We start from the raw sequence: 21668 nt of genomic DNA, 5'->3' as shown, positions 1-21668 counted from the left end.
CTCGCCGCCGCCACGCTCGCCCGCCGGCTGGCCCGCGGCCCCCGCCGCGCGCTGGAACTCACCAAGAAGTCGGTCACCGGGGCCACACTCGCCGAGCTGGACGCCGCGCTGGCCCGCGAGCACGAGGGACAGTGCGAGCTCCTGGTGTCCGACGACTTCGCCGAAGGGGTCGCCTCGATCCTCGAGAAGAGACGCCCCGAATTCTCCTGACCCGGTCCTCCACCCTCACCGCCCACGAAAGGCCGAATCATGACCACCGCCACCATGGACCCCGTCGCGGAACTCCACGCCGCCCGTCGCAACCACTGGAACACGTGGGTGGCCACCCACGCCGAGATGAACCCCGACGGCGAGGCGCTCCGCTACCTCGGCCAGACCACCACCTGGTCGCAGCTACACGAGCGCAGCGGTCTCTTCGCCGACGCGCTGGCCCGTCGTGGGGTCGCCAGGGGTGATCGGGTCATGCTGATCACCCTCAACAACCCGGAGTTCGTCGAGGCGGTGCTCGGCATCAACCGGTTGGGTGCCATCGCGGTGCCGGTGAACTTCCGCCTCACCCCGGCCGAGCTGGCCTACCTGGTGAGCGACTGCGCGCCGAAGGTCGTCGTCACCGACGCCCTGCTCGCCCCGCTCGTCGGGGCGATCCGTGCCCAGGGTGAGGAGCCGGGTGACCACATCGTCATCGGGGGCGAGTCCGGAACGGAGGACCAGACCACCTTCGCCGACGCGCTGGCCGAGGAGGGCGAACCGCATCCGCCGGTCGACGTCCCGGAGGACTCCACCGCCCTCATCATGTACACCTCGGGCACCACGGGTCGGCCCAAGGGCGCGATGCTCTCCTACGAGAACCTCACCGCCCAGTCCCTGACCTGTATCCGGGTGTTCCGGCTCTTCGACGAGGAGGGGCGCGCACTGTGCGCGGCCCCGATGTTCCACATCGCGGCGCTCGGTTCGATCGCCCCGAGTCTCCAGCTCGGCGGCGTCACGGTGGTCCACCCCCTGCAGGCCTTCGACCCGTCCGCCCTGCTCGACACCCTCGAGGCGGAGCGGATCACCAGCGTCTTCCTCGTGCCGGTGCAGTGGCAGGCCGTCTGCGCCGAGCAGAAGGCCCGCCCGCGGACGCTCGTGCTGCGCAACATCTCGTGGGGTGCGGCCCCGTCCACGGACACGATCCTGCGCGCCATGTCCGAGACGTTCCCGGACGCCCTCAACTGCGCGGTGTTCGGCCAGACCGAGATGAGCCCCATCACCTGTGCGCTCGACGGTGACGACGCGATCCGCAAACTCGGGTCGGTCGGCAAGGTCATCCCCACCCTGCAGGCCCGTGTGATCGACGCGTTCGGGGAGCCGGTCGGTCCCGGCGAGGTGGGCGAGATCGTCTACCGCGGACCCACCACCATGTCCGGCTACTGGAACAAGCCCGCGGAGACCGCGGAGGCCTTCGAGGGTGGCTGGTTCCACTCCGGTGACCTGGTCCGGATGGACGACGAGGGCTTCGTCTACGTCGTGGACCGCAAGAAGGACATGATCATCTCCGGCGGTGAGAACATCTACTGCGCCGAGGTCGAGAACGTCATCGCCGGCCACCCCCGGATCCGTGAGGTCGCGGTGATCGGTCGCAAGGACGAGAAGTGGGGCGAGGTGCCCGTCGCGGTGGTCGCCCAGCACGAGGAGGAGGGCCGCGCGGACATCACCCTCGACGAGCTGACCGGGTGGCTACGCGACAAACTGGCCGGCTTTAAGCTGCCCAAGCACCTCGTGCACGTGGAGGAGCTGCCGCGCAACGCCAGCGGCAAGGTGGTCAAGGGCGCGCTCCGCTCGGAGCACGGCTCCACGGGTGTCTGACCCGGCGGCCGAGTCGACGTCGGAACCCGGATACCACTGACATGGTCTTCCAACTCCCCGCGGGCCGGGGCCCGGTGGTCGATCTGGCGGGCCGATCGGCTGGGGAGCGCGGGCGTACGGCGCCGAGTTCACCGACGTCGGCGGGCTCGGCCCGGGCTCCGAGGTCACGGTCGCCGGCGTCCGCGTGGGCAGGGTGCTCGGAGTCGGGCGGGAGGTCGGCCCCCTGGGCGAGACGATCGCCGTCGTCGACTTCGAGGTCGAGCGCTCGGCGCCGGTCGCGAGTGGCGCGCGCGCGTCGGTCCGCTACGGGGACATGCTGGGCATCCGCTATCTCTCCCTCGATTCCCCACAGGACGGCGGACCGGCCGTCGGCGGTGCCGACCCGCTGCCGGAGGGGACGCGCATCCCGCTGGAGGCCACCACCGATCCCGTGGACCTCACCGCGCTCGTCAACGGGTTCAAGCCGCTGTTCGAGGCGGTGCGGCCGGACGAGGTCAACACCCTCTCGCGCACCGTGGTCGCCGCGTTCCAGGGCGAACCGGGTGCCATGGACGTCCTGCTCGCCCGCCTGGCGCTGCTGAGCCGGGACATCGTCGGCAGGCAGGACGTGTACACCCGGCTCGCGGACAACATCACGGCGCTCAACACCACGCTCACCGAGCGGGAGGAGGACCTCCAGCGGCTGGTCAGGGGACTCGACACCGTCTCCGGGGCGCTCGCGGACGGCGGCGGGAACGACCTCGCGGTGCTCATCGAGCGCGGGGACGCGGCCACCGCGACACTGGCCTCGATGCTCCGCGAGACCGATCCGGATCTCCGCGCGAGCGTGGACGCCGCTCGTCACACGACCGACGGGTGGATCCCCAACACCCCGGCGTTCGACACCGCGATGGGCAAGGCCCCGCTGTTCGCCCGGGAGGTCAACGCCCAGGCTCAGAAGGGTGGCTTCCTGGCCCTCTACATGTGCAACTTCACGGTCAAGTGGGACGACTGGGAGACCAGCCTGTTCGGCTACCGGAACTCGGGGGCGTGCCGATGAGTCCGATCACCATGGTGCGGGAGAGTCTGGTCGACCTCGTCCGCGACCCGAGGCACACCCGTCGCGGCAACACCGTCTTCGTGGGAGCCACATCGATCCTGCTGGTCATCGCGGTCTTCGCGGCGAGCATGGCCCTGCTCCGACTCTGGTACGTCCTGCGCACCGACCACTACGCGGCCGAGTTCGCCAACGCCGGGGGGGTACGGACGGGGGACCCGGTCCTGGTGGCCGGCGTGCCCAGTGGCCGCGTGGACTCCCTGACGTTGGAGCACGGGCTGGCGGTGGTGGGGTTCCGGCTCGACCGGGGCCAGGACCTGGGCGAGGCGAGCACCGCCACGATCGGTCTCAAGTCGATCCTCGGGAACAGGTTCCTCGAGGTCACGCCGGCGGGCGGGGGGGACCTCGGCCCGCACCGGCGGATCGGGGTGGAACGCACCACGTCGCCGTACATGATCGACGACATCGGGGGAGCGGTCACGGACCTGGCCGAGGAGCTCGACACGAGGGCCGTCAGCGCGATGATCGACAGCCTGGACAGCATCCTGCCGCAGGACGCCGGGGCCGCCGGTCAGTCGATCGACGACGTCTCCGCGGCCCTGGGTCTCCTCGCCCGCGAGGACGCGCGGATGTCCGGGGTGGTCACCACGACCCGCGAACTGACCGGGGTCCTCGTCTCGCAGGAGGCGGGTATCCGAGCTCTGACCGACCAGTCACTCGTGTTGGTCACCGTGCTCACCCAGCGTCGTGAGGCGCTCAGCTCCCTCGTGTCGTCCCTGGAGGATCTCGCGACCCGGGTGCGGGTGCTGCTCGACGAGGAGGCCGAGGACGTGGACCGCGTGCTGGGCAACATGCGCTCGATCAGCGAGACCTACCAGAGGAACATCGACGCGATGGACGAGGTGCTCACCCGGATGCCACCAGGACTCCGCGCGGTCACGGACGCGGCCGGGAACGGCCCGTGGACGGATGTCGCCACACCGACCGGCCCGATCCCGGATTCGGCGCTCTGCGCCCTGGGGGTGATGGACGGATGCAACTGAGACGTGTGAGCCGGACCAGGGTCGTCGCGATCCTCGTCACCGCCCTCGCCACCGTCCTGGTGTTGGCCTCTCTGCTCTCCGGCGCCCGGGGAGACGGCGGTCGCCAGGTGATCACGGCCGAGTTCGCCTCCGCCGAGGGCGTGTACGTCGGTTCGCAGGTCCGGATCGTGGGGGTCGAGGTGGGGATCGTGGAGAAGGTCGAGCCGACGGGGGACCTCGCACGGGTGCGGCTCTCACTGGAGCCCGGTACGCGGTTGCCCGCGGACGTGGGGGCTGTGGTGATGAACCCGGCCGTCATCGCCGACCGGTTCGTCGAGCTCACCCCCGCCTACGTGGGCGGGCCGGCGTTCCCGGACGACGGGGTGATCCCGGCCGAGCGGACGCGGGCACCCCTCGACTTCGACGAGTTCGTCTCCAGCCTGGACACCCTGAGCTCGGCGTTCTCGCCCGGAGCCGACGAGGTGGCACGTGGTCTCGACCGGGGGGCCGAGGCCCTCGACGGCCGGGGGGAGACGCTGAGCCGGGCCATCAGGAACCTGTCCACGGTCTCGGCGGTGGGCGGGGACCGGGCCGAGGATCTCGACGCGATCGTCACCGAGCTCGCGGTGCTGATGGACGCCGCGGGCGGTCGCGACCAGACCATGCGCGACCTCGTGCTGGGACTCGACGACCTGGGTCGGCAGCTCCGGGACGACCAGATCGACGTGGCGGCCCCGGCGGAGGACCTCCGTGTGATCCTCGACGAACTCGACGCGTTCGTCGCCGCGCGCGGGGACGACATCACCGGGACGACCACCGCGACCCGCGAGGTGACGGCGTTGTACGCCCGCCACCGCGCGGACTTCGCGGAGTTCCTGGATCTGTACCCGGTGATGATGGAGAACCTCGCGGCCGGGATCGGACCCGACGGTCGCGCGCGCATCCGCCTCAACGTCTCGTCCAACATCACCCACTTCGCCCGTGGCCGCGAGCTCTGCCGGCGTGAGCCGCTCCCACTGTGCACGGGCGCCGGCCTGACCAACCCGCTCATGTTCCCGGTCGAACAGAGTGACCCGATCGGCCTGGTCGGGGCGTTCGAACGAGTCGCGGGGGGTGGATGAGAGCCATGCGTGAGACCAGAACCCGTCCGCACCTGGTGCGCGGACTCGTGGCCCTCCTCGGGGTGGCACTGCTCGGGGGTGCGGCGATGGTGGCCGTGAACACGCCACAACTCGCACTCCAGTCTGTTCCCCTGGGGATGGACACCGGGGAGGGCTCGGCGGACGTGGAGATGCGGTTCGAGCGCGCCGACCGGCTCGCACCCGGAGCGGAGGTCCGCTACGGGGGACGCCTCGTCGGCCGGGTCCGCAGCGTCGGCACCGACGGAACCGAGGCCGTGATCGGCGTCCGCCTCGAGGGTGACTCCGGCGTCCCCGCCGGCGTCTTCGCCGAGATCCGCTTGCCCACCGCCCTCGGCAGCCCGTTCATCGCGCTCACCCCGCCGGCGGCGCCCGCGACCGGTGCACTACTCGAGGACACGGGGGTCGTTCCGCGGGTGCACACCGGCGTCGGTCCGGATCTCGAGTCCAGCCTCGCCTCGCTGGGACTGCTGCTCAACGGGAGTGGGATCGCGCAGCTCGGCTCGGTGATGGAGGAGCTCACCGTGGCCCTGGACGGGCGAGGTGAGGAGATCGGGCGCATCCGGGAGCGTGGGGACCGCGCCCTGGAGTTGTACGAGGCGAACCGCGACGAGATCGACCGGACGATCCTCGCCCTGGACCGGGTCAACGCCTCGCTCGCCGGTCGCCGCGAGCTCATCGACCGCGGCATGCGGGTGTCCGCCGACCTCGTCTCGGAGGCGGCGGCCAGTCGGGAGACGATCACCGCACTCATGGACACCACCACCGCCCTGACAGTGCAGGTCGAGCAGTTCACCTCGGCCACGGACGGGCGCCTGACGCCGTCACTGCGCACACTGACCGTCCTGCTCGAGGACATGGAGGGCTTCGGGGACGAGGTGGCCCCCACCCTGGACGCCCTGCAGCGCTTCGTCACGAACTTCGACGTCGCGATCCGCGGGGACCACATGATGTTCGACGGCGCGCTCGACCTCCCCGGCTCGCTGGATGCCCTGGGCACCGGCGGTGAGGCGCGCGCGGGTCGACCGCTGCCGCCCGGTGCCACCGGCCCCCCCGACGCCCAGCCGCCCGTGGGGGGTGCGGAGCGTGTCAAATCAATTGAGACGTGCAGTGGTCGGTTGAGCCTGGCTAGTTTCGGCTGATCGGGCTGCGGGGTCGTTGATGGTCACTTTCTCTGGTAGCCGGGGTGGGCGCGGGCGCCGGGTGAACCGTTCAGGGTGCTTGGCGTAGGCAGCGTCGAGCACGAGCTGCCGCTTGTCGCGGATGTGATCGGCGGTGCCGTCGTGGACGCTGGCCGGGGTGTGCAGTCCGATCCCGCTGTGCCGGTGTTCGTGGTTGTACCAGTGGGTGAACCGGTTCATCCATGCCCGGGCGGCACCGATGCTGGCGAACCGCTCGGGGTAGTTCGGCGTGTACTTCATGGTCTTGAACTGCGACTCGCTGTACGGGTTGTCGTTGCTGGTCCGCGGCCGATTGTGCGACCGGGTTACATCCAGATCGCACAGGAGTGAGGCCAACGGCTTCGAGGTCATCGCCGCGCCCCCGTCGGCGTGGAGATACCCCGGTGCCCGCCCTTGCTCAGCGATGGCGTCAGCGACCAGGTCAGCCGCCAGTTCGCCGTCCTCGACGGTCTCGATCCGCCACCCGACGACGTAGCGGGAGAAGATGTCGATGACGACATAGGCGTGGTACCAGACGCCCTTGGCCGGACCCCGCATTTTCGTAATATCCCAGGACCAGACGTCATTTGCCGCGGTCGCCACCAGCTCGGGAATCTTGCGCGGCGGATGGGTAGCCTGCCTGCGGCGTTCGCCGTTCATCGCCTGGGCGGCCAAGATGCGGTGCATTGTGCGCTGCGAGCAGTGATACCGGCCCGCGTCGAGCTCTCGGGCCCACACCTGGGCCACCGACAGATCGGCGTAAGCGTCGCTGGTGAGCACGCCCAGCACCGCGGCGCGGTCCGGGTCGCTGAGCTCGGCAGGATGTCGGGCTTTGGGGTGCGGGCCGTAGGCGCGCGGCTTCGGATTCGCCTGGCGGTGGTGCGTTGCCCGCGACCGGCCAACCAGCGCACATGCGCGCACCACACCCAGCAGCGCGGTCAGCAGCTGCGCGGTCTCGGCCTGCCAGGTGCGCCAGGCCGCCCGGCTCACCGCGTGTTCTTTTTCGAGAGCGCCTCCAAGAACGCGACACCTTTTCCCATGACCTCCAAAGCGGCGTCACGATCAGCGATGACCTCGTCCTTTCGGGCCGCGTCCGTCTCGAGCTTGCCGATCTGCTTTTCCAGTTCGGCGATGCGCGCCTGTTCCGGCGACAGGCCCTCCCGAGGCTTCTTCTTGGACACCCTGCCCAGTGTTCCGGCTTCGATCTGGGCCCGCCACTGTTTGACGCTGGAATCGTAGAGTCCCTCACGCCGCAGCACCCGGCCTTTCTCACCGGCCGGGGCCTGGTCGTACTCGGCGACGATCCGCCGCTTGTACTCGGCGGTGAACGTCCGCCGCGCCGGCCGCCCGGCCCGCGGGGATTCCACCGTCTCCTGTGCCGGCACCGGCGTCGGCTGCAAGGCCTCCACGGCCGCAGCAGTGGTAGCAGTGATCGTCATGCTGGGTTCTCCTTCAGTCGCGCCCCAGCCTCTCATCCAGCCAGTCCGGGTGTCTCACCTCAGTCTGGCGGATAGGGACGGGTCAGAATTCTGCAGCCCATCCATCGATGCACTATCGGCGCCAGTCAGTGACGACTGGGTGGTAGACGACGATTTCGTTATCGCCGTCCTTGGCGCCGGCTTCGGCGAGAATGTCTCCGACGAAGAACGGAACTTCTGGCTGAAAACCTACCGCGCCAACTACACCGGAGACGAGGGCCGGCGCCGACTCCGGACGAGCACGATCAATCTCCGCGACCGGGATGGCCTCGAGGCACGCCTCAACGAAGTGAAATGCCCAGTGTTGTGGCTGCAAGGCACCGCCGACCAGGTGTACTCCGTCGCCAACGCCGAGCATGGAATTTCACAGTTCACGCAATCTCCATCAGCCGAACTCCAGATCGTTGACGGCGGGCAGCACTTTCTGACCGCATCACACCCCGACATCGCCAACACCGCTGTGCGTGCATTCGTCGAACGGTGGACGTGAAGCAACCATGCATCTCCGCCCTCGACCTTCCAAGAAACAAGACGGCCCTTCCGGGGCCGCAGTCCCCTGGTGACTGCGGTTATTCGGGGCGGGCGATGGGTTTGTCGTCCTGATTAGGTGGTGTCGAAGTCGACCTCGACTCGGAATACGTCGGCTCGAAGCCAGGAGATCGTGAGTTCCACGGGGTGGTGGTTGCGTGCGGCGGCATCGGTGCGGGACCGAATTGAGATGACCGGTGGGCGGCCGCTCAGTTCGAGGTGCTCGGCGACGTGGGGTGGCGCCGGGTCGATGGCGACGCCGAACCATCCGCGCTCGGGTTCCAGTTTGTAGTGGCTGGCCAGGGTGTCGTGCAATGAGCCGGCAGGGTCGAGGATCTGGGGTAGATCGGGGACGAGTTGGGGGTCGAGGTAGGTGTCTGCGTAGCCGACGAGCTCGTGGTTGATGTATCGGTTACGGGAGAGTGCGAGCAGTTGTCTGCGTGCTCCCACTTTCATGCGGCCACGGACCTCGGTGGGTGGGGTCTCGAGTCGCCATCCGGTGGTGCGAACGTCTGGGGTGAATCCGGCTTTGCGGACGCTTGCGCTCCAGGACGGTGGGATGTGTCGACTGATGGTGTAGTCGATGCGTCGGGACATGAAGGTGCCGCTGCCCTGCCGACGGCGCACGAGATAGCGCCTCTCCAGCTCGGTCAGCACGGCTCGGGCGGTGAGCCGGCTGACCCCCAGGGTGCGGGCTAGTTCGTCTTCTGAGGGGAGCCGGGTGCCGACGGGCTGGTTGGCGATCTGCTCGGCGAGTGCGTCGGCGGCGGCGAGGTACACCGGTACCCGAGGACTGGTTTTGGTGGGTGCGGCGTCGCTGATGGGCGTGATCATACTGCGGGAACGGAGGAGGTCGACGGTTTCCGCGGGTCGTTGACGGCTCCGTCGGGCACTTTTCCCGCGAGTGATTGCAGGATGGATCTCGCCGCGTGTTCCTCGATCGCCAAGCGTGCCGTCGCGACCGCAGATCCGAGGTGCGGGGTGAAGAGGGTATGGCTCGTCAGTTCCATCAGGTCCGGGTGCAGGCCGCTGGGGCGGTCGGGTCGGGAGAGGTCCTCGAATTCGAACACGTCTGCGGCATATCCGCCGAGGTGTCCGCTGCGCAGGAGCTGGGCCACTGCGTCTTCGTGTACTACTGAGCCTCGTCCGACGTTTACCAGTAGCGCTCCGGGTCGCATCGATGTCATCGCCTGGTGGTCGAGCAGGTGCAGTGTGTCCGCCGTCAGGGGGGCGCAGACCACCACGGAGTCGCTGTGCTGCAGAAGCTCGGCGAGTTCCACCCGTTCCATACCGATCGACGCCGCGGTTGCGGACGGCACCGGATCGGGGTCGTGGTAGAGAAGTCGGGGATTGAATCCGGAGAGCATTTGCGCCACGGCCCGGCCGAGTACGCCGGCGCCCACGATGCCGATCGTGGAGCCGACGAGTGTGCGTCCGTAGAGCACCGGCCGCCAGCCGCGGAAACCGGCTCGCACGGTGCGGTCACCGGTCGCGACGTGTCGAGCGAGGCCGATCAGCAGCCCGACTGCCAATTCGGCGGTGGGTTCGGTGAGTAAGTCCTCGACTCGGGTGAGCCAGATGCCGCGCTCGGTGCAGGCGCTAACGTCGATGTTGTCGTAGCCCTTGAGTGCGCCGGCGACCACCTGCAGTCGCGGGCAACCGTCGAGAAACTGCGCGGTGATCTGGTCGGGCATGAACGCCATCAGCCCGTCGGCGTGTGCTACTCGGCGTTTCAGTTCGGATGCCGGGAGGCTGTCGTCTTGCTGGTTCGGCACCACGTCGCACTCGCGGCCGAGCATGTCGAGGATTTGGGGATGCACCCGGTGGGTGAGGACGACCACCGGGCGCGCGGACGCGTTTGTCATTGGAACCTTCTTCGTAATGCTCCGCCGAGGGCGTCGACCACGGTGACGGTGGCGAGGATGACGAGCAGGATTGCGGAGACTTCCTGGTACTGGAGGGTGCGGAGGGCGGCGATCAGCTCGAATCCGATGCCGCCGGCGCCGACGACGCCGACGACTACCGAGGCGCGGAAGTTGAGCTCCCACCGGTAGACGGTGACGTCGGCCATTTGGGGCAGTACCTGCGGCAGGATGCCGTGCAGAATCACTTGTGCCCGGGTGGCTCCGGCGGCGCGGGCGACCTCGACGGATGCTTGATCGGCGCGTTCGATGGAGTCGGCGAAGAACTTTCCGACCATGCCGGCGGAGTGGATACCCAGTGCCAGGGCGCCGGGAAGGGCGCCGAAGCCGACGGCGGCGACGAACACGATCGCCATGATCAGCTCGGGCACCGATCGCAGGGTGTTGAGGACCAGGCGCGCGACCGCGTAGACGGTGGGGTGCGGGGAGGTGTTACGGGCCCCGAGCAGCGCGAGTGGGACCGACAGCAGGACCGCCAGTGCGGTGGCCGCGATACTCATCGACATCGAATCCCACAGTGGGCCCCACCACCGGTTGATGTTGGTGAAGTCCGGGGGCCACATGTCGCCCAGGAGGTCGGCGATGTCGGCCAGTCCGGTGATCATCCGTTCGCCGTCGAGTAGTCCCACCGCCCAGACGCACACCAGCACCAGGACGCCGACGACGCCCATGGCCGCGCTGTTGCGCCCCCAGCCAATCCACACCCGACGGGAGATGTCCCGGTACTGTTCTTCCCGCCGTTCCTCGACGGGGTCCGGCAAAGTGTCGGCGGTCACTGGTAGTCCGCCAGGTCGATGTCCAGCAGGGGCGCAAGGTCGCGCACCGCGTCGTAGTCTTGATCGGTCACCGGTCCGAAACCGGCGGCGTTGAACGGCTCGAGCACGGCATCGTCGTCGAGTTCTAAGAACGCCGCCCGCACTTTTGCCTTGAAGTCCTCGGGCAGGTTCGTCTGCATAGTCCACGGGTAGTTGTAGTAGGGCTCGGACTCCTGGACGGTCACGACCACCTCAGGGTCGATGGTCCCGTCTCGGACCATGCGCTCGTAGATGGGCAGGCTCATGCCGCCCGCGTCGGCGTTGCCGTTCTGCACTGCCAGCGCCACCGCGTCGTGGGCGCCGACGTGCTGTTCTTCGTAATCGCCGTCGTCGACGCGCAGGCCCGCTTCCTCTGCGAGCATGGCCTTGGGTATCAGGTGGCTGGAGGTGCTGGCCGGGTCTCCCCACGCGACGGTCTTGCCAGCGACGTCGCCGAGTGTGGTGATGCCGGAGTCGGCATTAGCGAGAAACACCCCTTGGTAAGTAGGGGCAGCGCCTTCTTCCTCCTGCAGCGCGGCGAAGGGCTCGATGTCGGCCTTCTCCTGGGCGAGCACGTAGGACAATGGCCCGAAGTAGGCCAGGTCCAACCGGCCGCGGGTCATCGCCTCGATCATCGAGGAGTAGTCGGTGGTGACGATGAGTTCGACCTCGACGCCCAACTCGTCCTGTAGGTATTCCTTGAGCGGTTCGTTGTCCTGGATCACTTGAGACGCGTTCTCGTCGGGCAGCAGGGCCACGCGGAGGGTCTCAGGCACCTCGCCGGCGGCAGGCTCGGAGGTGGAACCGGAGCCGCAGCCGGTGAGAACAAGCGCGAAAGAGATCAGCGCCGCCAGTGCGGCAGCTGTGGAACGGGCTGGTCTAATCATTGTGAAGAACTCCAGGATGTGGTGAGTGTGATTCGGGTGGTGCGAGCAGCGTCCGGTCAGCGGACACCAGCAGTGAGGTGGCCGGTGACAGTACTGGCGACGGTGTCGCCGTCGGATTCCTCAGTGACGCCTTCGTAGATGAGTTGGATGGCGTCATCGGTGACATCGGACACGGGGCTGTCATGCACGATCTCGCCGTGTGCGAGGCCGACGATGCGGTCGGCGTGCTCAAGGGCCAGGTCGACTTGGTGGAGGCTGGCGACGAGTGTGATGCCGTTGTCGTGACAGACACGGCGCAACAGCGCCATCACTCGGACTGCGGTGGCCGGGTCGAGGCTGGCAACCGGTTCGTCGGCGAGGATCAGTTGCGGCTGTTGGGCGAGTGCGCGGGCGATGCCGACGCGCTGCTGCATGCCGCCGCTGAGATTGTCGACCCGGGTGAGCGCGTTGTCGAGCAGACCCACCTGGTCGAGCGCCTCGAGGGCGATGCGCTCGTCGGCGCGACCAGCGGGCAGGAGACCGTGCCAGAAACTGTGGTAGCCGACTCGGCCGAGCAGTACGTTGCGCAGCGCGGTGTACCGCGGGACCAACTGGTGGTGCTGGAAAACCATGCCAGTGCGCCGGCGATGCCGTCGTAATGCACGGCGCGAGTCCAGTGCCGGGAGACCGGCGGCACGCACAGTCCCGGTGGTGGGCTGCACGAGCAGGTTTATGCACCGCAGCAGTGTCGATTTGCCGGCTCCCGAAGGACCGAGCAGCACGGTCACCTGCCCGGCCTCGATCGTCAGGTTGGTTCGGCGCAGCGCCTGCACGCCCCCCTTGTAGGTCTTGCTCACCTCGACGAGCTCGATCATGGAAACCCCTCTGTAGGACTTGGTCGAACACCCCGAAACCTATAGAGGACTTGCGAACGGACGATCAGGGTTGAGAGAACGGTGAGTGAACCCCGTCCGACCATCCGATGCCGGTGAACGACCGATGACTTCCGCGTTCATGCGACGGCCATAGGGCCCTGTCAGAATGTGTCGTCATGACCTTCGGAAACTCGTGCTGGCCGCCGACAGATTTCGTGATCGGCCACGTCACAGCGGTGCTACCCGATCGGGTGGAGGACAACGCAAGAGTGGTGGTGCGCGAGGGTCGGATCGCCGAGGTGGGCCCACACCCGCCGGGTGCCGGCTGCACCCTGGACGCCCACGGCGCCCACTTGCTGCCGGGCCTGGTCGACGTCCACACCGACATCCTCGCGCGGGAGACCCGGCCGCGACCGGGCGTCGTCCTAGACCCTGCCTTCGCACTGACGTCGGCGGGCGGCCGTCTACGCGCGGCAGGAATCACGACCGCCTTCCACGGCCTTGCATTCCAGGAGCACTCCATCGTGGGAACGACGATCGGTTCCCCCGCTGCCGCAGAATTGTCCGATTCGCTGCGTCATGCCGACGACACCCAGGTCGACCACCAGGTCTTGCACCGGTTGGACGCCCGCTGCGAGTACGGCCGGACGCTGCTCGCAACGGAGCTGGCCGCACTCGACGACTCCGCGGATTCTGAAAGGCTTCGGAGCATCACCACACCGGATGATTCCCAACGCGCACGGGTGCCGATCGTCTCGCACGAGGACCACACACCGGGGCAGGGGCAGTTCGCCGACCCCACGACCATGCAGCGGTGGCTGATCACCAACGAGGGTATGACCGAGGCCGCTGCGGTCGACCACGTCGATCGGTGGCGTCGCACCCGCGCCGAACGTCTCACCGTGCGAGACCGCGCCCTCACGTGGCTGGGCGACCTGGCCCGAGCCGGACACATCCGGCTCTTCGGCCACGACCTGGCCACCCCGGAAGACGTCGCGGCTGCCGCCGACCGCGGCTGCACCGTGGCGGAGTTCCCAACGACCCTGGACGCCGCCCGTGCCGCCCGCGACCGAGGCATGCTCGTCGTTGCTGGCGCCCCGAACGTCGTCCGTGGCGGCTCCCACACCGGGAACGTCTCGGCAGCCGAGCTCGTCGTCGCCGGTGTGGCCGACTCCCTGGCCAGTGACTACCTTCCCTCCTCTATGCTCCCAGCCGCAGTGCGACTTGTGCGCGACGGCGTCCTCTCACTCCCACACGCCGTTCGACTGATCACCTCAGGCCCGGCCGCCTGTGTCGGTCTCTGCGACCGTGGCGCGCTGACCGAAGGCTTCCGAGCCGACCTCGTCCTGACTGACCTCAGCAAGACTTGGCCCGTCGCCCACGTCATTTCGACTCAGTCGCATACCGCTGCCCGCGAGTAGCTCGGATTCAGCGGCAGTAGGCCACGAGGACTGTCACCGCTTCGGCTGTCTCACACCAGTCCGGCGGATAGGGGTGCGCCGTGAACCGCCACATCGTCACGCAGGCGCTGCTGTTCGCGTTCATCTCGGTGGTCGCCATCGGCTACGGCATCCGGTACATCGGGGAGGACGCCGACGTGGCGAGTGGTTTCCGGGTGGTGGCCCACGTCGAGGACGCGCGGGGCGTCGGACCCGGGGTGCGCGTGACCTACCGCGGCGTGGACGTGGGGGAGGTCCAGGACGCCGTTCTCGACGGGGTCGGCGGGGTCCGGCTCCACCTGAGGATCGTCGACGGCACCCGGATCCCCGTCAGCGCACACGCCCGGGTGGTGACCAGCACGGCCCTGGGGGACAACCGGCTCGACGTCCGGCAGACGAGCGGAGCCGGTCCCTACCTGGGAGAAGGTGGTGAGTTGCTGGTCCCCGAGGACGAGCAACCCGCGTCGATCGAGCACCTCATCGCCGACATCGACACCTCGCTGCGGGCGCTGGACCCGGAGTCCCTGGCCTCGTTCGGGGACAGCGTGGCCACCGCTCTCGAGGGCAACGGCCCGCGGCTTGGCGCGATCCTCGAGGACACCGCACTGCTCACGGCTGTGTTGACCGAGCAGGCTCCCACGTTCCGCGGGCTCGTCGGCGACGGGCTCGTGACCGTGCGCGCGCTGGCGGCGCGCGCGGATCCGCTCAGCGGGTCGGCCTCGGTGGCCCGCGACGTCGCCGAGCAGCTGGCCCGCCGGGAGGACACGCTCGTGTACCTGCTCGACCGATCACCCGAGGCGATGCTCCGGGCCCAGGTGCTCCTCGATGCCAACCGGGAGGACGCGGCCGGCCTGCTCGCCAACACCCTCGTCGTCACACCCGTGTTCCGCGATCGGGGACCCGCCTGGGAGGCCGGCCTCACGCAGGGCGAGCGGGGACTGCGGGCCCTGGCGGGGACCGTGCGTGACGGTCGCGCGGACTTCCAACTGGTCGCCACCCAGGGGCCGGTGTGCGTCTACCCGTACGAGCCCCGCGACGTCGTCGACCACTCCCCGCGTGAGCCGAATCTGCGGTTGTACTGCCCGCCGGGCGAGGACCTGGAGCAGCGGGGATCGCGGGCGGCTCCCCGACCGAACGACGAGGGACTGGCGGGGGCGACCGAACCCGGAACCAGGATCGGCCCGGACATGGCCGTCGACCCCGTGCTCGTCCCGACCGGCAAGGAGATCGCCGCGTACTGGGCGACGATGATGGAAGGACTGCGTCATGGCGGCTGAGGCACCCAGGGAGGACAACGTCCCGGAGGGCAGGGCCCGGGAGAACAACGTCCCGGAGGATAGGGCCCGGGCGGACAACGTCCCGGAGGACAAGGCCCGGGCGGACACCTCCACGGTGGACGATGATCCCGTGGAGGGCACGACCCCCCCGCGGAGGAACTCCGCTCGCATCGTGAGCGCTGTGGTCGTGGTGGCACTGGTGGCCGCGTGTGCCTGGTTGGGCTACCTCGTGTGGTCGGACCACCGGGAGGACGAACTCCGACGCAGCGCGGTCGAGGACGCCACCCGCCTGGTCGTCCAACTCGCGTCCTACGACCACGGCGACGTGGACGCCAACATCGAGGCGGTCGTGGCGGACGCCACTCCGGAGTTCGCCGACCGCTATCGCGAGGTCTCCGAGGGGCTGCGCGAGTTGCTCACCAACGGACAGGGCACCTCGACCGGAACCGTGACCCACGCGGGGGTTCAGAGCGTGGACACCGGCAGCGCCGTGGTGCTGGTCTTCCTGGATCAGGAGATCACCAACGTCACCGTGCCCGAGGGCCGGGTCGACGCGAGCCGCATGGTCGTGACCCTGGTCCGCGACGGGAACCGCTGGCTGCTCGACTCCGCCGAACTGGCCTGATCCGTCACCGCCGAACCGGCCTGATCCGTCACCGCCGACCGAACGACACCGATACCCGAGGAGAACCGCCACGTGATCACCGAACTGCACCGCAATCCCGCCCCGCCCACCCCACGCCGTCGACCGCCCGTCCTCCCCGACGCCCTCGACTCGATCGGTGCGGCCGGCGGGGTCGCCAACGTCATCATGCAGTTGTCCTGGCCCGAGGTGGGCTGGGGGGTACGCGAGAGCCGGGTGGACACCGGCAACGTCTACAAGAGGCCGTTGAAGCGGGCCCGGACGACCTTCCAGTACCTGGCGGTGGCCACGCTGGGGAGCGACGACGACAAGCGGGTCTACCGCGAGGAGGTCACCCGCATCCACCGTCGGGTGCACTCCACACCCGACAGTCCGGTCAAGTACAGCGCGGTGGACCCGAAGCTCCAGATGTGGGTGGCCGCCTGTCTGTACGTGGGATTCGAGGACGTCTTCGAGTGGCTGCACGGACCCATGACCGAGTCCGACCGCGAGGCCTTCTACCGCTCCGCCCCGTCTCTGGGGACGACGCTCCAGGTGCGCGCCGACCAGTGGCCGGCGACGCGGGCGGAGTTCGACGACTACTGGCACGAGGGCAAGTCCCGGATCCGATTCGACGACTCGGTACGCGACCACCTGGTGGGTCTGACGGAGCTCCGGATGCTGCCGCAGCCCACGACGGTCCTGTTCGGGCGCCTGAACAAGTGGGTGACGACCGGGTTCCTGCACCGCGAGTTCCGCGACGCGCTGGGGCTGGCGTGGGACCCGCGGGACCAGCGGCGCTTCGAGCGGTTCCTGGCGCTCACCGCGGCGGCCAACCGGATGCTCCCGTACCCGGTCCGGACCCTCACCTACCGGGTGCTGCTGCTGGACCTGAAGTGGCGCCTGCGAACCGGACGGCCGCTGATGTGACGTCCCGGGGCTCACGTCGGAGATGAGACGGCGGAGGCCGGGGCGGTGTCGCCCCGGCCTCCGGTGGTCGCGGGTCGGACCCGCGCGACGAGTGCCGGGTGGTCAGGCCTGCGCGACGAGTGCCGGGTGGTCAGGCCTGCGCGACCAGCGTCGCGCCCCGGTCCTCGTCGCGGTCCTCGTCCCACACGCCGGCGCGCTGGAGGTGCGCGATGAGCAGGTCGGCGCCGTTGGTGAACTCCCGGTCGACCACGGCGTGGGCCGTCTCCACGTCGCCGGTGCGCAGCGCCTCGAGCATCCGCCTGTTGTCCTCGAGCGCGGTGGACCGCCAGTCCGGATCCTCGGCGTAGAGCCGGTAGGGCATGTAGCGCGCGGCGTTGTTGAGGAAGCGGGACAGCTTGTCCGACCGGGACGCCCGGTTGATCGAGCGGTGGATGGCGTACTGCGCGCTCACCACACGGTCCGGATCGCCCGTCACGGCCGCCGCCTCGAAGTCCTCCACCAGGCGGGCGTGGTGCTCGAGGGCCGCCTCGTCGAACCGGGTGATGGCACGGTCGACGATCCGCTTGGACAGCCGGGCCTGCAGCCAGAAGATGTCCTCGACGTCCTGCCTGCTCATCGGCGAGACCAGGTAACCGCGTCGTGGGACCAGATCGACCAGCCCCTCCCCGCGCAGGGTCAGCAGGGCCTCGCGCACCGGGGTCACGCTCACCCCGAGAGCGGCCGCGGTCTCGTCCAGACGGATGAAGTCCCCGGGGCGCACCTCGCCGCTCATGATCCGGGTCCGGACGTGGTCCGCGACCTCCTCGGAGAGCTGCGGACGCTGCGCGAGTCGTGTTGCGGCCATATCCGCCACCTCATCTCCGGGGATCACGAACGACCGAGGGGCCTCGGCCGAGAATCGAAATCAAATATATCCGAGGAGTGTGCGATTGCCCAGCAGGGGTGAGCGCCTCTCCCCCGCTGTATGGCCCCGGTGGAGAGTCTCGCGCATGGCACCGGCCCGGGGGAGGTGGGCGTTTCGCCCGCGTGTGCCGACGTGCCGGGCGAGACTGGGGGCATGACCTCATCCGAGACCCGTCCAGCCGTCCGCACCGAGCGCCGCGATCACATCCTGCTCGTCACCCTCGACCGCCCCGAGGCCCGCAACGCCGTCAACGGCGAGGTGAGCACGCTGCTCGGGCGGGCCCTGCACGAGGCGGACACGGACCCGGAGATCCGGGTGGTCGTCCTCACCGGGTCGGGGGAGCAGTCGTTCTGCGCGGGGGCGGACCTCAAGGCGATCTCCCGGGGAGAGGACATCTTCCCGGCGGAGAACCGCCAGTGGGGTTTCGCGGGCATGATGCAGCATCACGTCTCCGTGCCGGTGATCGCCGCGGTCAACGGCACCGCGCTGGGCGGGGGCTGCGAGATCGCGCTGGCGTGCGATCTCGTGGTGGCCGCCGATCACGCGATCTTCGGACTGCCGGAGGTCAGGCGGGGCCTCATCGCGGCGGCGGGCGGTGCGTTCCGGCTGCCGGCCCAGCTGCCCCACCGGGTGGCCATGGAGATGATCCTCACCGGCGAGCCGGTCACGGCCGAGCGTGCACTGGACCTGCATCTGATCAACCGGGTCGTCCCGGCCGGGGACCTGCTCGACGCGGCGCTCGAGCTGGCCGGCGTGATCGCCGCCAACGCCCCGTTGGCCGTCCAGGCCAGCAAGCGCGTCGCGCTGGGCATCAGCGACGGGACCCGCCCGGCGGAGGACGACCGCTGGAAGGTCAGTGACACGGAGATGATCACCGTCATGACGTCGGAGGACGCCATGGAGGGCCCGCGTGCGTTCTCGGAGAAGCGGGCTCCGGTCTGGAAGGCGCGCTGAGACCCATCCCACATCCCGACCGGATGTGCACCCCGCCCGCCCGCACTACATTTCCTTCATGGGAGCCCAGTTCAGGTCAGCGGTGATCGAAGAGGACCTCCAGGTCCTCGACTCCGAGAGTCGGGAGCTCACGCCCAGGGCGTCCGAGCTGCTGGCCCACCGATCAGCGGACGTCGCTGCCGACGAGGTGCGCAACTGTGTGATCCGGACACGCACCCGTCCGGCCCACACGGCCTCGGGCCTGCGCTCCGGGCTGCACGAGGCGCGCGAGGGACTGCGCCGGGTGGGCGAGGGCCGCGGCCTCACGGTGGCGGCCGCGGGAGCGGTCCCGCTGGTCCCCCCGGGGTCGGCGCTGGTCGACGAGAGCCCCCGGATGCGCCGGCTGCTGGCGGACTACGAGTTCCTGGCCCGCGGTCAGATCTACTGCGGCACCCGGATCCGGGTGGATGCCGTGGACACCGACGAGGCGGTCGCCCTGGCGTGCCGGATCGCCCCACATCTCCCGGTGTTCCTGGCGCTCACCGCGAGCTCGCCCTTCCTCCGCGACGGATCCGACTCCGGGTACGCCAGCTGCCGCTCGGTCGCCGCGTCCCAGTGGCCGACCACCGCGCCGGTGGCGGGCGTGTGCTCGGCGCACGACTACCACGCACTCGTCGACGACCTCGTCGGCAGCGGGGTGATCACCGACGCCTCGATGGTCGGCTTCGGGATCCAACCCGGCGCGGACGGGCGGTCGGTGGAGATCCTGGTGTGCGACGCGTGCCCCTCCGCCGACGCCACGGCCCTCGTGGCCACCCTGTTCCGGGCGCTGGTCGAGCGCGAGGCCGAGGCCCTGGCGCGGGGTGCGGAGCCGTCCGCACCCGTGGAGACCAGGCTCCGGGCCGCGTTGTGGCGCGCCGCGAGATCCGGTCTCGAGGGCGCCCTGGTCGACCCGGTCACCTTCCGCCCCCGTCCGGCGGCCGACGTCATCACCGACCTGGTCGACTCCCTGGCCGAGCAGCTGTCCGGCACGGGGGACCTGGACACGGTGCGCGCGCTGGTCGAGGACGCGCTCTACAACGGCAGCAGCGCGTTCCGTCAGCGGCAGACCCTGCGCCGCCGGGCCCACGTCCAGGACGTCGTGGACCTGCTGGTGGTGGAGACCGGCGGTACCAGCGGCTCCCGTTCGCCCGTCCCGGACGCGCACTCGCGACTGTTCGGTGTCTACCTCCCGATCGAGGGCCTGGACGAGGACCCGAGCTGGGACGAGGCGGTCGAGGCCGGTGGGCGGCCGCGGGCCCCGTACGACCCCGTCCTGACGGCGCTGCAGCGGATCGGGACCGTCAGGCTCCGGGCGCGGCAGGTGCGGGCCGAGCAGGAGGCCTCGGTCGCCGGGGTCACCTTCCGGGTCACGGGCCAGGAGCGTCCCCACGCGTTCCCGATGGACTTCGTCCCCCGGATCATCACCTCGGAGACCTGGTCGCGGCTCGCGGCCGGGATCGAGCAGCGCGCCCGCGCCCTCGACGCGTTCCTGGACGACGTCTACGGCGAGCAGGAGTTCCTCGCCGCCGGGCACCTCGCCCCCGAGGCCCTCGATCGGGCACCGGGGTTCCGCGGGAGTACCGGGCGGGCGCTGGGGGCGGACCGGATCCGGGCGCACATCTGCGGGATCGACCTGGTGTGCGCGGACGACGGTCGGTGGCTGGTCCTCGAGGACAACGTCCGCGTGCCGTCCGGTGTCGCCTTCTCCACCGCCCACCGCGAGATGACGTCGGCGTTGTTCGGCGACCTGGTCGACGAGTTCGATCTCCACTCTCCCGACCAGGCCTTCCCCATGATCCGGGAGACCCTCGTGGCGGCGGCACCGCCGGCGGCGGGCGACACCCCGAACGTGGTGGTGATGTCCTCCGGTTCGGCGGACTCGGCGTGGTTCGAGCACCGCCTCATCGCCGACCGGGCCGGCCTGCCACTCGTCACCCCTGACGAGGTCGTCTTCCGGGACGGGATCCTGCACCGCAGGACCCGCGACGGGCTCCAGCGGGTGGACGTGGTGTACGCGCGGATCGACGAGGACATGCTGCTCAGCTCCCCCGGACTCGACGGCGAGCCGCTGCGGGACGGCCTGCTGGACGCCCTCGCCGGGGGGCGGCTGACGGTGGCCAACGCCCTCGGGAACGGGGTGGCGGACGACAAGGCCGTGTACGCCTCCGTGCCCGCGATGATCGACTTCTACCTGGGGGAGGCCCCGGTCCTCGAGCAGGTGCCGACCTACCTGTGCGCGGACCGCACCCAACGCGACCTCGTGCTGGACCGGCTGGGGGAGCTGGTGGTCAAGCCGATCGACGGCTACGGCGGGCTGGGGATCACCATCGGGCCCGAGTGCTCCGAGGCGGAGTTGGCCGCACGACGCGAGGAGCTGCTCACCCGGCCCGAGGGCTTCATCGCCCAGGAGGTGGTGGCCCTGTCGACGCTCCCGACCTTCGACGGCACCCGCATGCAGAGGCGGCACGTCGACCTGCGCGCCTTCGCCCACCTGAGGCGCGAGGGAGGCCGGACGACGGCCCACGCGGTCCCGGCCGGCCTCACCCGGGTGGCCCCCGCCGGGTCGCTGATCGTCAACTCCTCCCGCGGGGGTGGCGGCAAGGACACGTGGATCATGCGCTGACCCCGGGCGCCCCCCGCCGCGGGTGCGGACCCCGAACGGTTCCCCTACCGTGACTCCGATGACCGATGGACAGCGATGGATCAGGATCGAGGAGGAACTCCACCTCGTCGATCTGCGGACCCGACGACCGGTACGGCGCGCACCCCAGGTGCTCGAGGCCGCCGGCGAGGGGGGCGGCGGCACGGATGGCGGCGCTGCGGCTGATGCTGTGGGCGCCCATGCGGTCTCGGCCC

Annotated in this window: 20 protein-coding genes and 1 pseudogene; 13 read left to right on the top strand and 8 right to left on the bottom strand. The window is 69.7% G+C overall.

The window, feature by feature from the left end:
- From G6022_RS07475 to G6022_RS07450, 6 genes and pseudogenes are all read left to right on the top strand, one after another.
- Positions 1-210: pseudogene (locus G6022_RS07475) on the top strand (enoyl-CoA hydratase); the annotation flags it as partial.
- 39 nt (positions 211-249) lie between these two features.
- Positions 250-1845 carry a fatty-acid--CoA ligase FadD5 gene (gene fadD5, locus G6022_RS07470; protein ID WP_182610219.1) on the top strand — a complete coding sequence of 532 codons (1596 nt, stop codon included), beginning with the start codon at positions 250-252 and terminating at the stop codon, positions 1843-1845.
- A gap of 94 nt (positions 1846-1939) precedes the next feature.
- The gene (locus G6022_RS07465; protein WP_182640248.1) at positions 1940-2884 is read left to right on the top strand and encodes an MCE family protein; all 945 of its coding nucleotides are present in this window, start codon (positions 1940-1942) and stop codon (positions 2882-2884) included.
- Positions 2881-3924, top strand: a complete 1044-nt coding sequence (locus G6022_RS07460) for an MlaD family protein (RefSeq protein WP_182609784.1) — start codon at positions 2881-2883, stop codon at positions 3922-3924. The genes G6022_RS07465 and G6022_RS07460 overlap by 4 nt, the downstream gene beginning before the upstream one ends.
- The gene (locus G6022_RS07455; protein ID WP_182640246.1) at positions 3915-5024 is read left to right on the top strand and encodes an MCE family protein; all 1110 of its coding nucleotides are present in this window, start codon (positions 3915-3917) and stop codon (positions 5022-5024) included. Before G6022_RS07460 ends, G6022_RS07455 begins: the two co-directional genes overlap by 10 nt.
- 5 nt (positions 5025-5029) lie before the next feature.
- The gene (locus G6022_RS07450) at positions 5030-6184 is read left to right on the top strand and encodes an MlaD family protein (RefSeq protein ID WP_182640247.1); all 1155 of its coding nucleotides are present in this window, start codon (positions 5030-5032) and stop codon (positions 6182-6184) included.
- On the opposite strand, the gene G6022_RS07445 is transcribed toward G6022_RS07450, so the two are convergent.
- Entirely contained in the window at positions 6137-7192 is a 1056-nt protein-coding gene (locus G6022_RS07445; protein ID WP_347238160.1) for an IS3 family transposase, read from the bottom strand. The genes G6022_RS07450 and G6022_RS07445 overlap by 48 nt on opposite strands.
- Positions 7189-7641, bottom strand: coding sequence for a transposase (locus G6022_RS07440; RefSeq protein ID WP_182610426.1), 453 nt, complete (start codon positions 7639-7641; stop codon positions 7189-7191). The genes G6022_RS07445 and G6022_RS07440 overlap by 4 nt, the downstream gene beginning before the upstream one ends.
- Before the next feature lie 139 nt (positions 7642-7780).
- Here G6022_RS07440 and G6022_RS07435 point away from each other — a divergent pair, with 139 nt between their 5' ends.
- A complete protein-coding gene (locus G6022_RS07435) occupies positions 7781-8170 on the top strand; it encodes an alpha/beta hydrolase (RefSeq protein ID WP_182640250.1) in 390 nt (129 codons plus the stop codon).
- 113 nt (positions 8171-8283) lie between these two features.
- Here the strand turns inward: G6022_RS07435 and G6022_RS07430 are convergent, their stop codons facing one another.
- Genes G6022_RS07430 through phnC form a run of 5 tightly spaced genes read right to left on the bottom strand, consistent with a single transcriptional unit; the run spans position 8284 to position 12665 of the window.
- Positions 8284-9042, bottom strand: a complete 759-nt coding sequence (locus G6022_RS07430; protein WP_182640251.1) for a GntR family transcriptional regulator — start codon at positions 9040-9042, stop codon at positions 8284-8286.
- Complete coding sequence (locus tag G6022_RS07425; RefSeq protein WP_182640252.1) at positions 9039-10073, bottom strand: phosphonate dehydrogenase; 1035 nt, start codon at positions 10071-10073, stop codon at positions 9039-9041. The genes G6022_RS07430 and G6022_RS07425 overlap by 4 nt, the downstream gene beginning before the upstream one ends.
- On the bottom strand, positions 10070-10846 hold the full coding sequence (phnE, locus tag G6022_RS07420; RefSeq protein WP_281254079.1) for a phosphonate ABC transporter, permease protein PhnE: 777 nt from the start codon (positions 10844-10846) through the stop codon (positions 10070-10072). Before phnE ends, G6022_RS07425 begins: the two co-directional genes overlap by 4 nt.
- A 56-nt stretch (positions 10847-10902) precedes the next feature.
- Positions 10903-11811, bottom strand: a complete 909-nt coding sequence (gene phnD, locus G6022_RS07415) for a phosphate/phosphite/phosphonate ABC transporter substrate-binding protein (RefSeq protein ID WP_182640253.1) — start codon at positions 11809-11811, stop codon at positions 10903-10905.
- 56 nt (positions 11812-11867) lie between these two features.
- Positions 11868-12665 (bottom strand): phosphonate ABC transporter ATP-binding protein, encoded by a 798-nt coding sequence (phnC, locus tag G6022_RS07410; protein WP_182640254.1) that lies wholly within the window; start codon positions 12663-12665, stop codon positions 11868-11870.
- 176 nt (positions 12666-12841) lie between these two features.
- Here phnC and G6022_RS07405 point away from each other — a divergent pair, with 176 nt between their 5' ends.
- The 4 genes from G6022_RS07405 (at position 12842) to G6022_RS07390 (ending at position 16933) form a co-directional block, all read left to right on the top strand.
- Entirely contained in the window at positions 12842-14086 is a 1245-nt protein-coding gene (locus G6022_RS07405; RefSeq protein WP_020171046.1) for an alpha-D-ribose 1-methylphosphonate 5-triphosphate diphosphatase, read from the top strand.
- Between the two features lie 80 nt (positions 14087-14166).
- On the top strand, positions 14167-15381 hold the full coding sequence (locus G6022_RS07400) for an MCE family protein (RefSeq protein ID WP_182617859.1): 1215 nt from the start codon (positions 14167-14169) through the stop codon (positions 15379-15381).
- A complete protein-coding gene (locus tag G6022_RS07395) occupies positions 15371-16006 on the top strand; it encodes a hypothetical protein (protein ID WP_182610697.1) in 636 nt (211 codons plus the stop codon). The genes G6022_RS07400 and G6022_RS07395 overlap by 11 nt, the downstream gene beginning before the upstream one ends.
- A 72-nt stretch (positions 16007-16078) precedes the next feature.
- Entirely contained in the window at positions 16079-16933 is an 855-nt protein-coding gene (locus tag G6022_RS07390) for an oxygenase MpaB family protein (RefSeq protein WP_304816467.1), read from the top strand.
- A 130-nt stretch (positions 16934-17063) separates the two neighbouring features.
- On the opposite strand, the gene G6022_RS07385 is transcribed toward G6022_RS07390, so the two are convergent.
- Positions 17064-17777, bottom strand: a complete 714-nt coding sequence (locus G6022_RS07385) for a GntR family transcriptional regulator (RefSeq protein ID WP_187700710.1) — start codon at positions 17775-17777, stop codon at positions 17064-17066.
- A 213-nt stretch (positions 17778-17990) separates the two neighbouring features.
- Between G6022_RS07385 and G6022_RS07380 the strand changes: the two genes are divergently transcribed.
- Both G6022_RS07380 and G6022_RS07375 read left to right on the top strand, forming a co-directional pair.
- Entirely contained in the window at positions 17991-18791 is an 801-nt protein-coding gene (locus G6022_RS07380) for a crotonase/enoyl-CoA hydratase family protein (RefSeq protein ID WP_179523929.1), read from the top strand.
- Between the two features lie 58 nt (positions 18792-18849).
- The gene (locus G6022_RS07375) at positions 18850-21435 is read left to right on the top strand and encodes a carboxylate--amine ligase/circularly permuted type 2 ATP-grasp protein (protein WP_182691286.1); all 2586 of its coding nucleotides are present in this window, start codon (positions 18850-18852) and stop codon (positions 21433-21435) included.
- Positions 21436-21668 lie beyond the last annotated feature (233 nt).

This window comes from Dietzia sp. Cai40, from assembly GCF_014145165.1.
Taxonomy (GTDB): domain Bacteria; phylum Actinomycetota; class Actinomycetes; order Mycobacteriales; family Mycobacteriaceae; genus Dietzia; species Dietzia natronolimnaea.
This window is presented reverse-complemented; position numbering and strand designations above follow the sequence as displayed.

Excerpts from the sequence above, each read along its gene's own strand:
- fadD5 (WP_182610219.1), top strand. The coding sequence starts at position 250 with ATGACCACCGCCACCATGGACCCCGTCGCGGAACTCCACGCCGCCCGT.
- G6022_RS07460 (WP_182609784.1), top strand. The coding sequence starts at position 2,881 with ATGAGTCCGATCACCATGGTGCGGGAGAGTCTGGTCGACCTCGTCCGC.
- G6022_RS07455 (WP_182640246.1), top strand. The coding sequence starts at position 3,915 with ATGCAACTGAGACGTGTGAGCCGGACCAGGGTCGTCGCGATCCTCGTC.
- G6022_RS07450 (WP_182640247.1), top strand. The coding sequence starts at position 5,030 with ATGCGTGAGACCAGAACCCGTCCGCACCTGGTGCGCGGACTCGTGGCC.
- G6022_RS07440 (WP_182610426.1), bottom strand. The coding sequence starts at position 7,641 with ATGACGATCACTGCTACCACTGCTGCGGCCGTGGAGGCCTTGCAGCCG.
- G6022_RS07430 (WP_182640251.1), bottom strand. The coding sequence starts at position 9,042 with ATGATCACGCCCATCAGCGACGCCGCACCCACCAAAACCAGTCCTCGG.
- G6022_RS07425 (WP_182640252.1), bottom strand. The coding sequence starts at position 10,073 with ATGACAAACGCGTCCGCGCGCCCGGTGGTCGTCCTCACCCACCGGGTG.
- phnD (WP_182640253.1), bottom strand. The coding sequence starts at position 11,811 with ATGATTAGACCAGCCCGTTCCACAGCTGCCGCACTGGCGGCGCTGATC.
- phnC (WP_182640254.1), bottom strand. The coding sequence starts at position 12,665 with ATGATCGAGCTCGTCGAGGTGAGCAAGACCTACAAGGGGGGCGTGCAG.
- G6022_RS07405 (WP_020171046.1), top strand. The coding sequence starts at position 12,842 with ATGACCTTCGGAAACTCGTGCTGGCCGCCGACAGATTTCGTGATCGGC.
- G6022_RS07395 (WP_182610697.1), top strand. The coding sequence starts at position 15,371 with ATGGCGGCTGAGGCACCCAGGGAGGACAACGTCCCGGAGGGCAGGGCC.
- G6022_RS07385 (WP_187700710.1), bottom strand. The coding sequence starts at position 17,777 with ATGGCCGCAACACGACTCGCGCAGCGTCCGCAGCTCTCCGAGGAGGTC.
- G6022_RS07380 (WP_179523929.1), top strand. The coding sequence starts at position 17,991 with ATGACCTCATCCGAGACCCGTCCAGCCGTCCGCACCGAGCGCCGCGAT.
- G6022_RS07375 (WP_182691286.1), top strand. The coding sequence starts at position 18,850 with ATGGGAGCCCAGTTCAGGTCAGCGGTGATCGAAGAGGACCTCCAGGTC.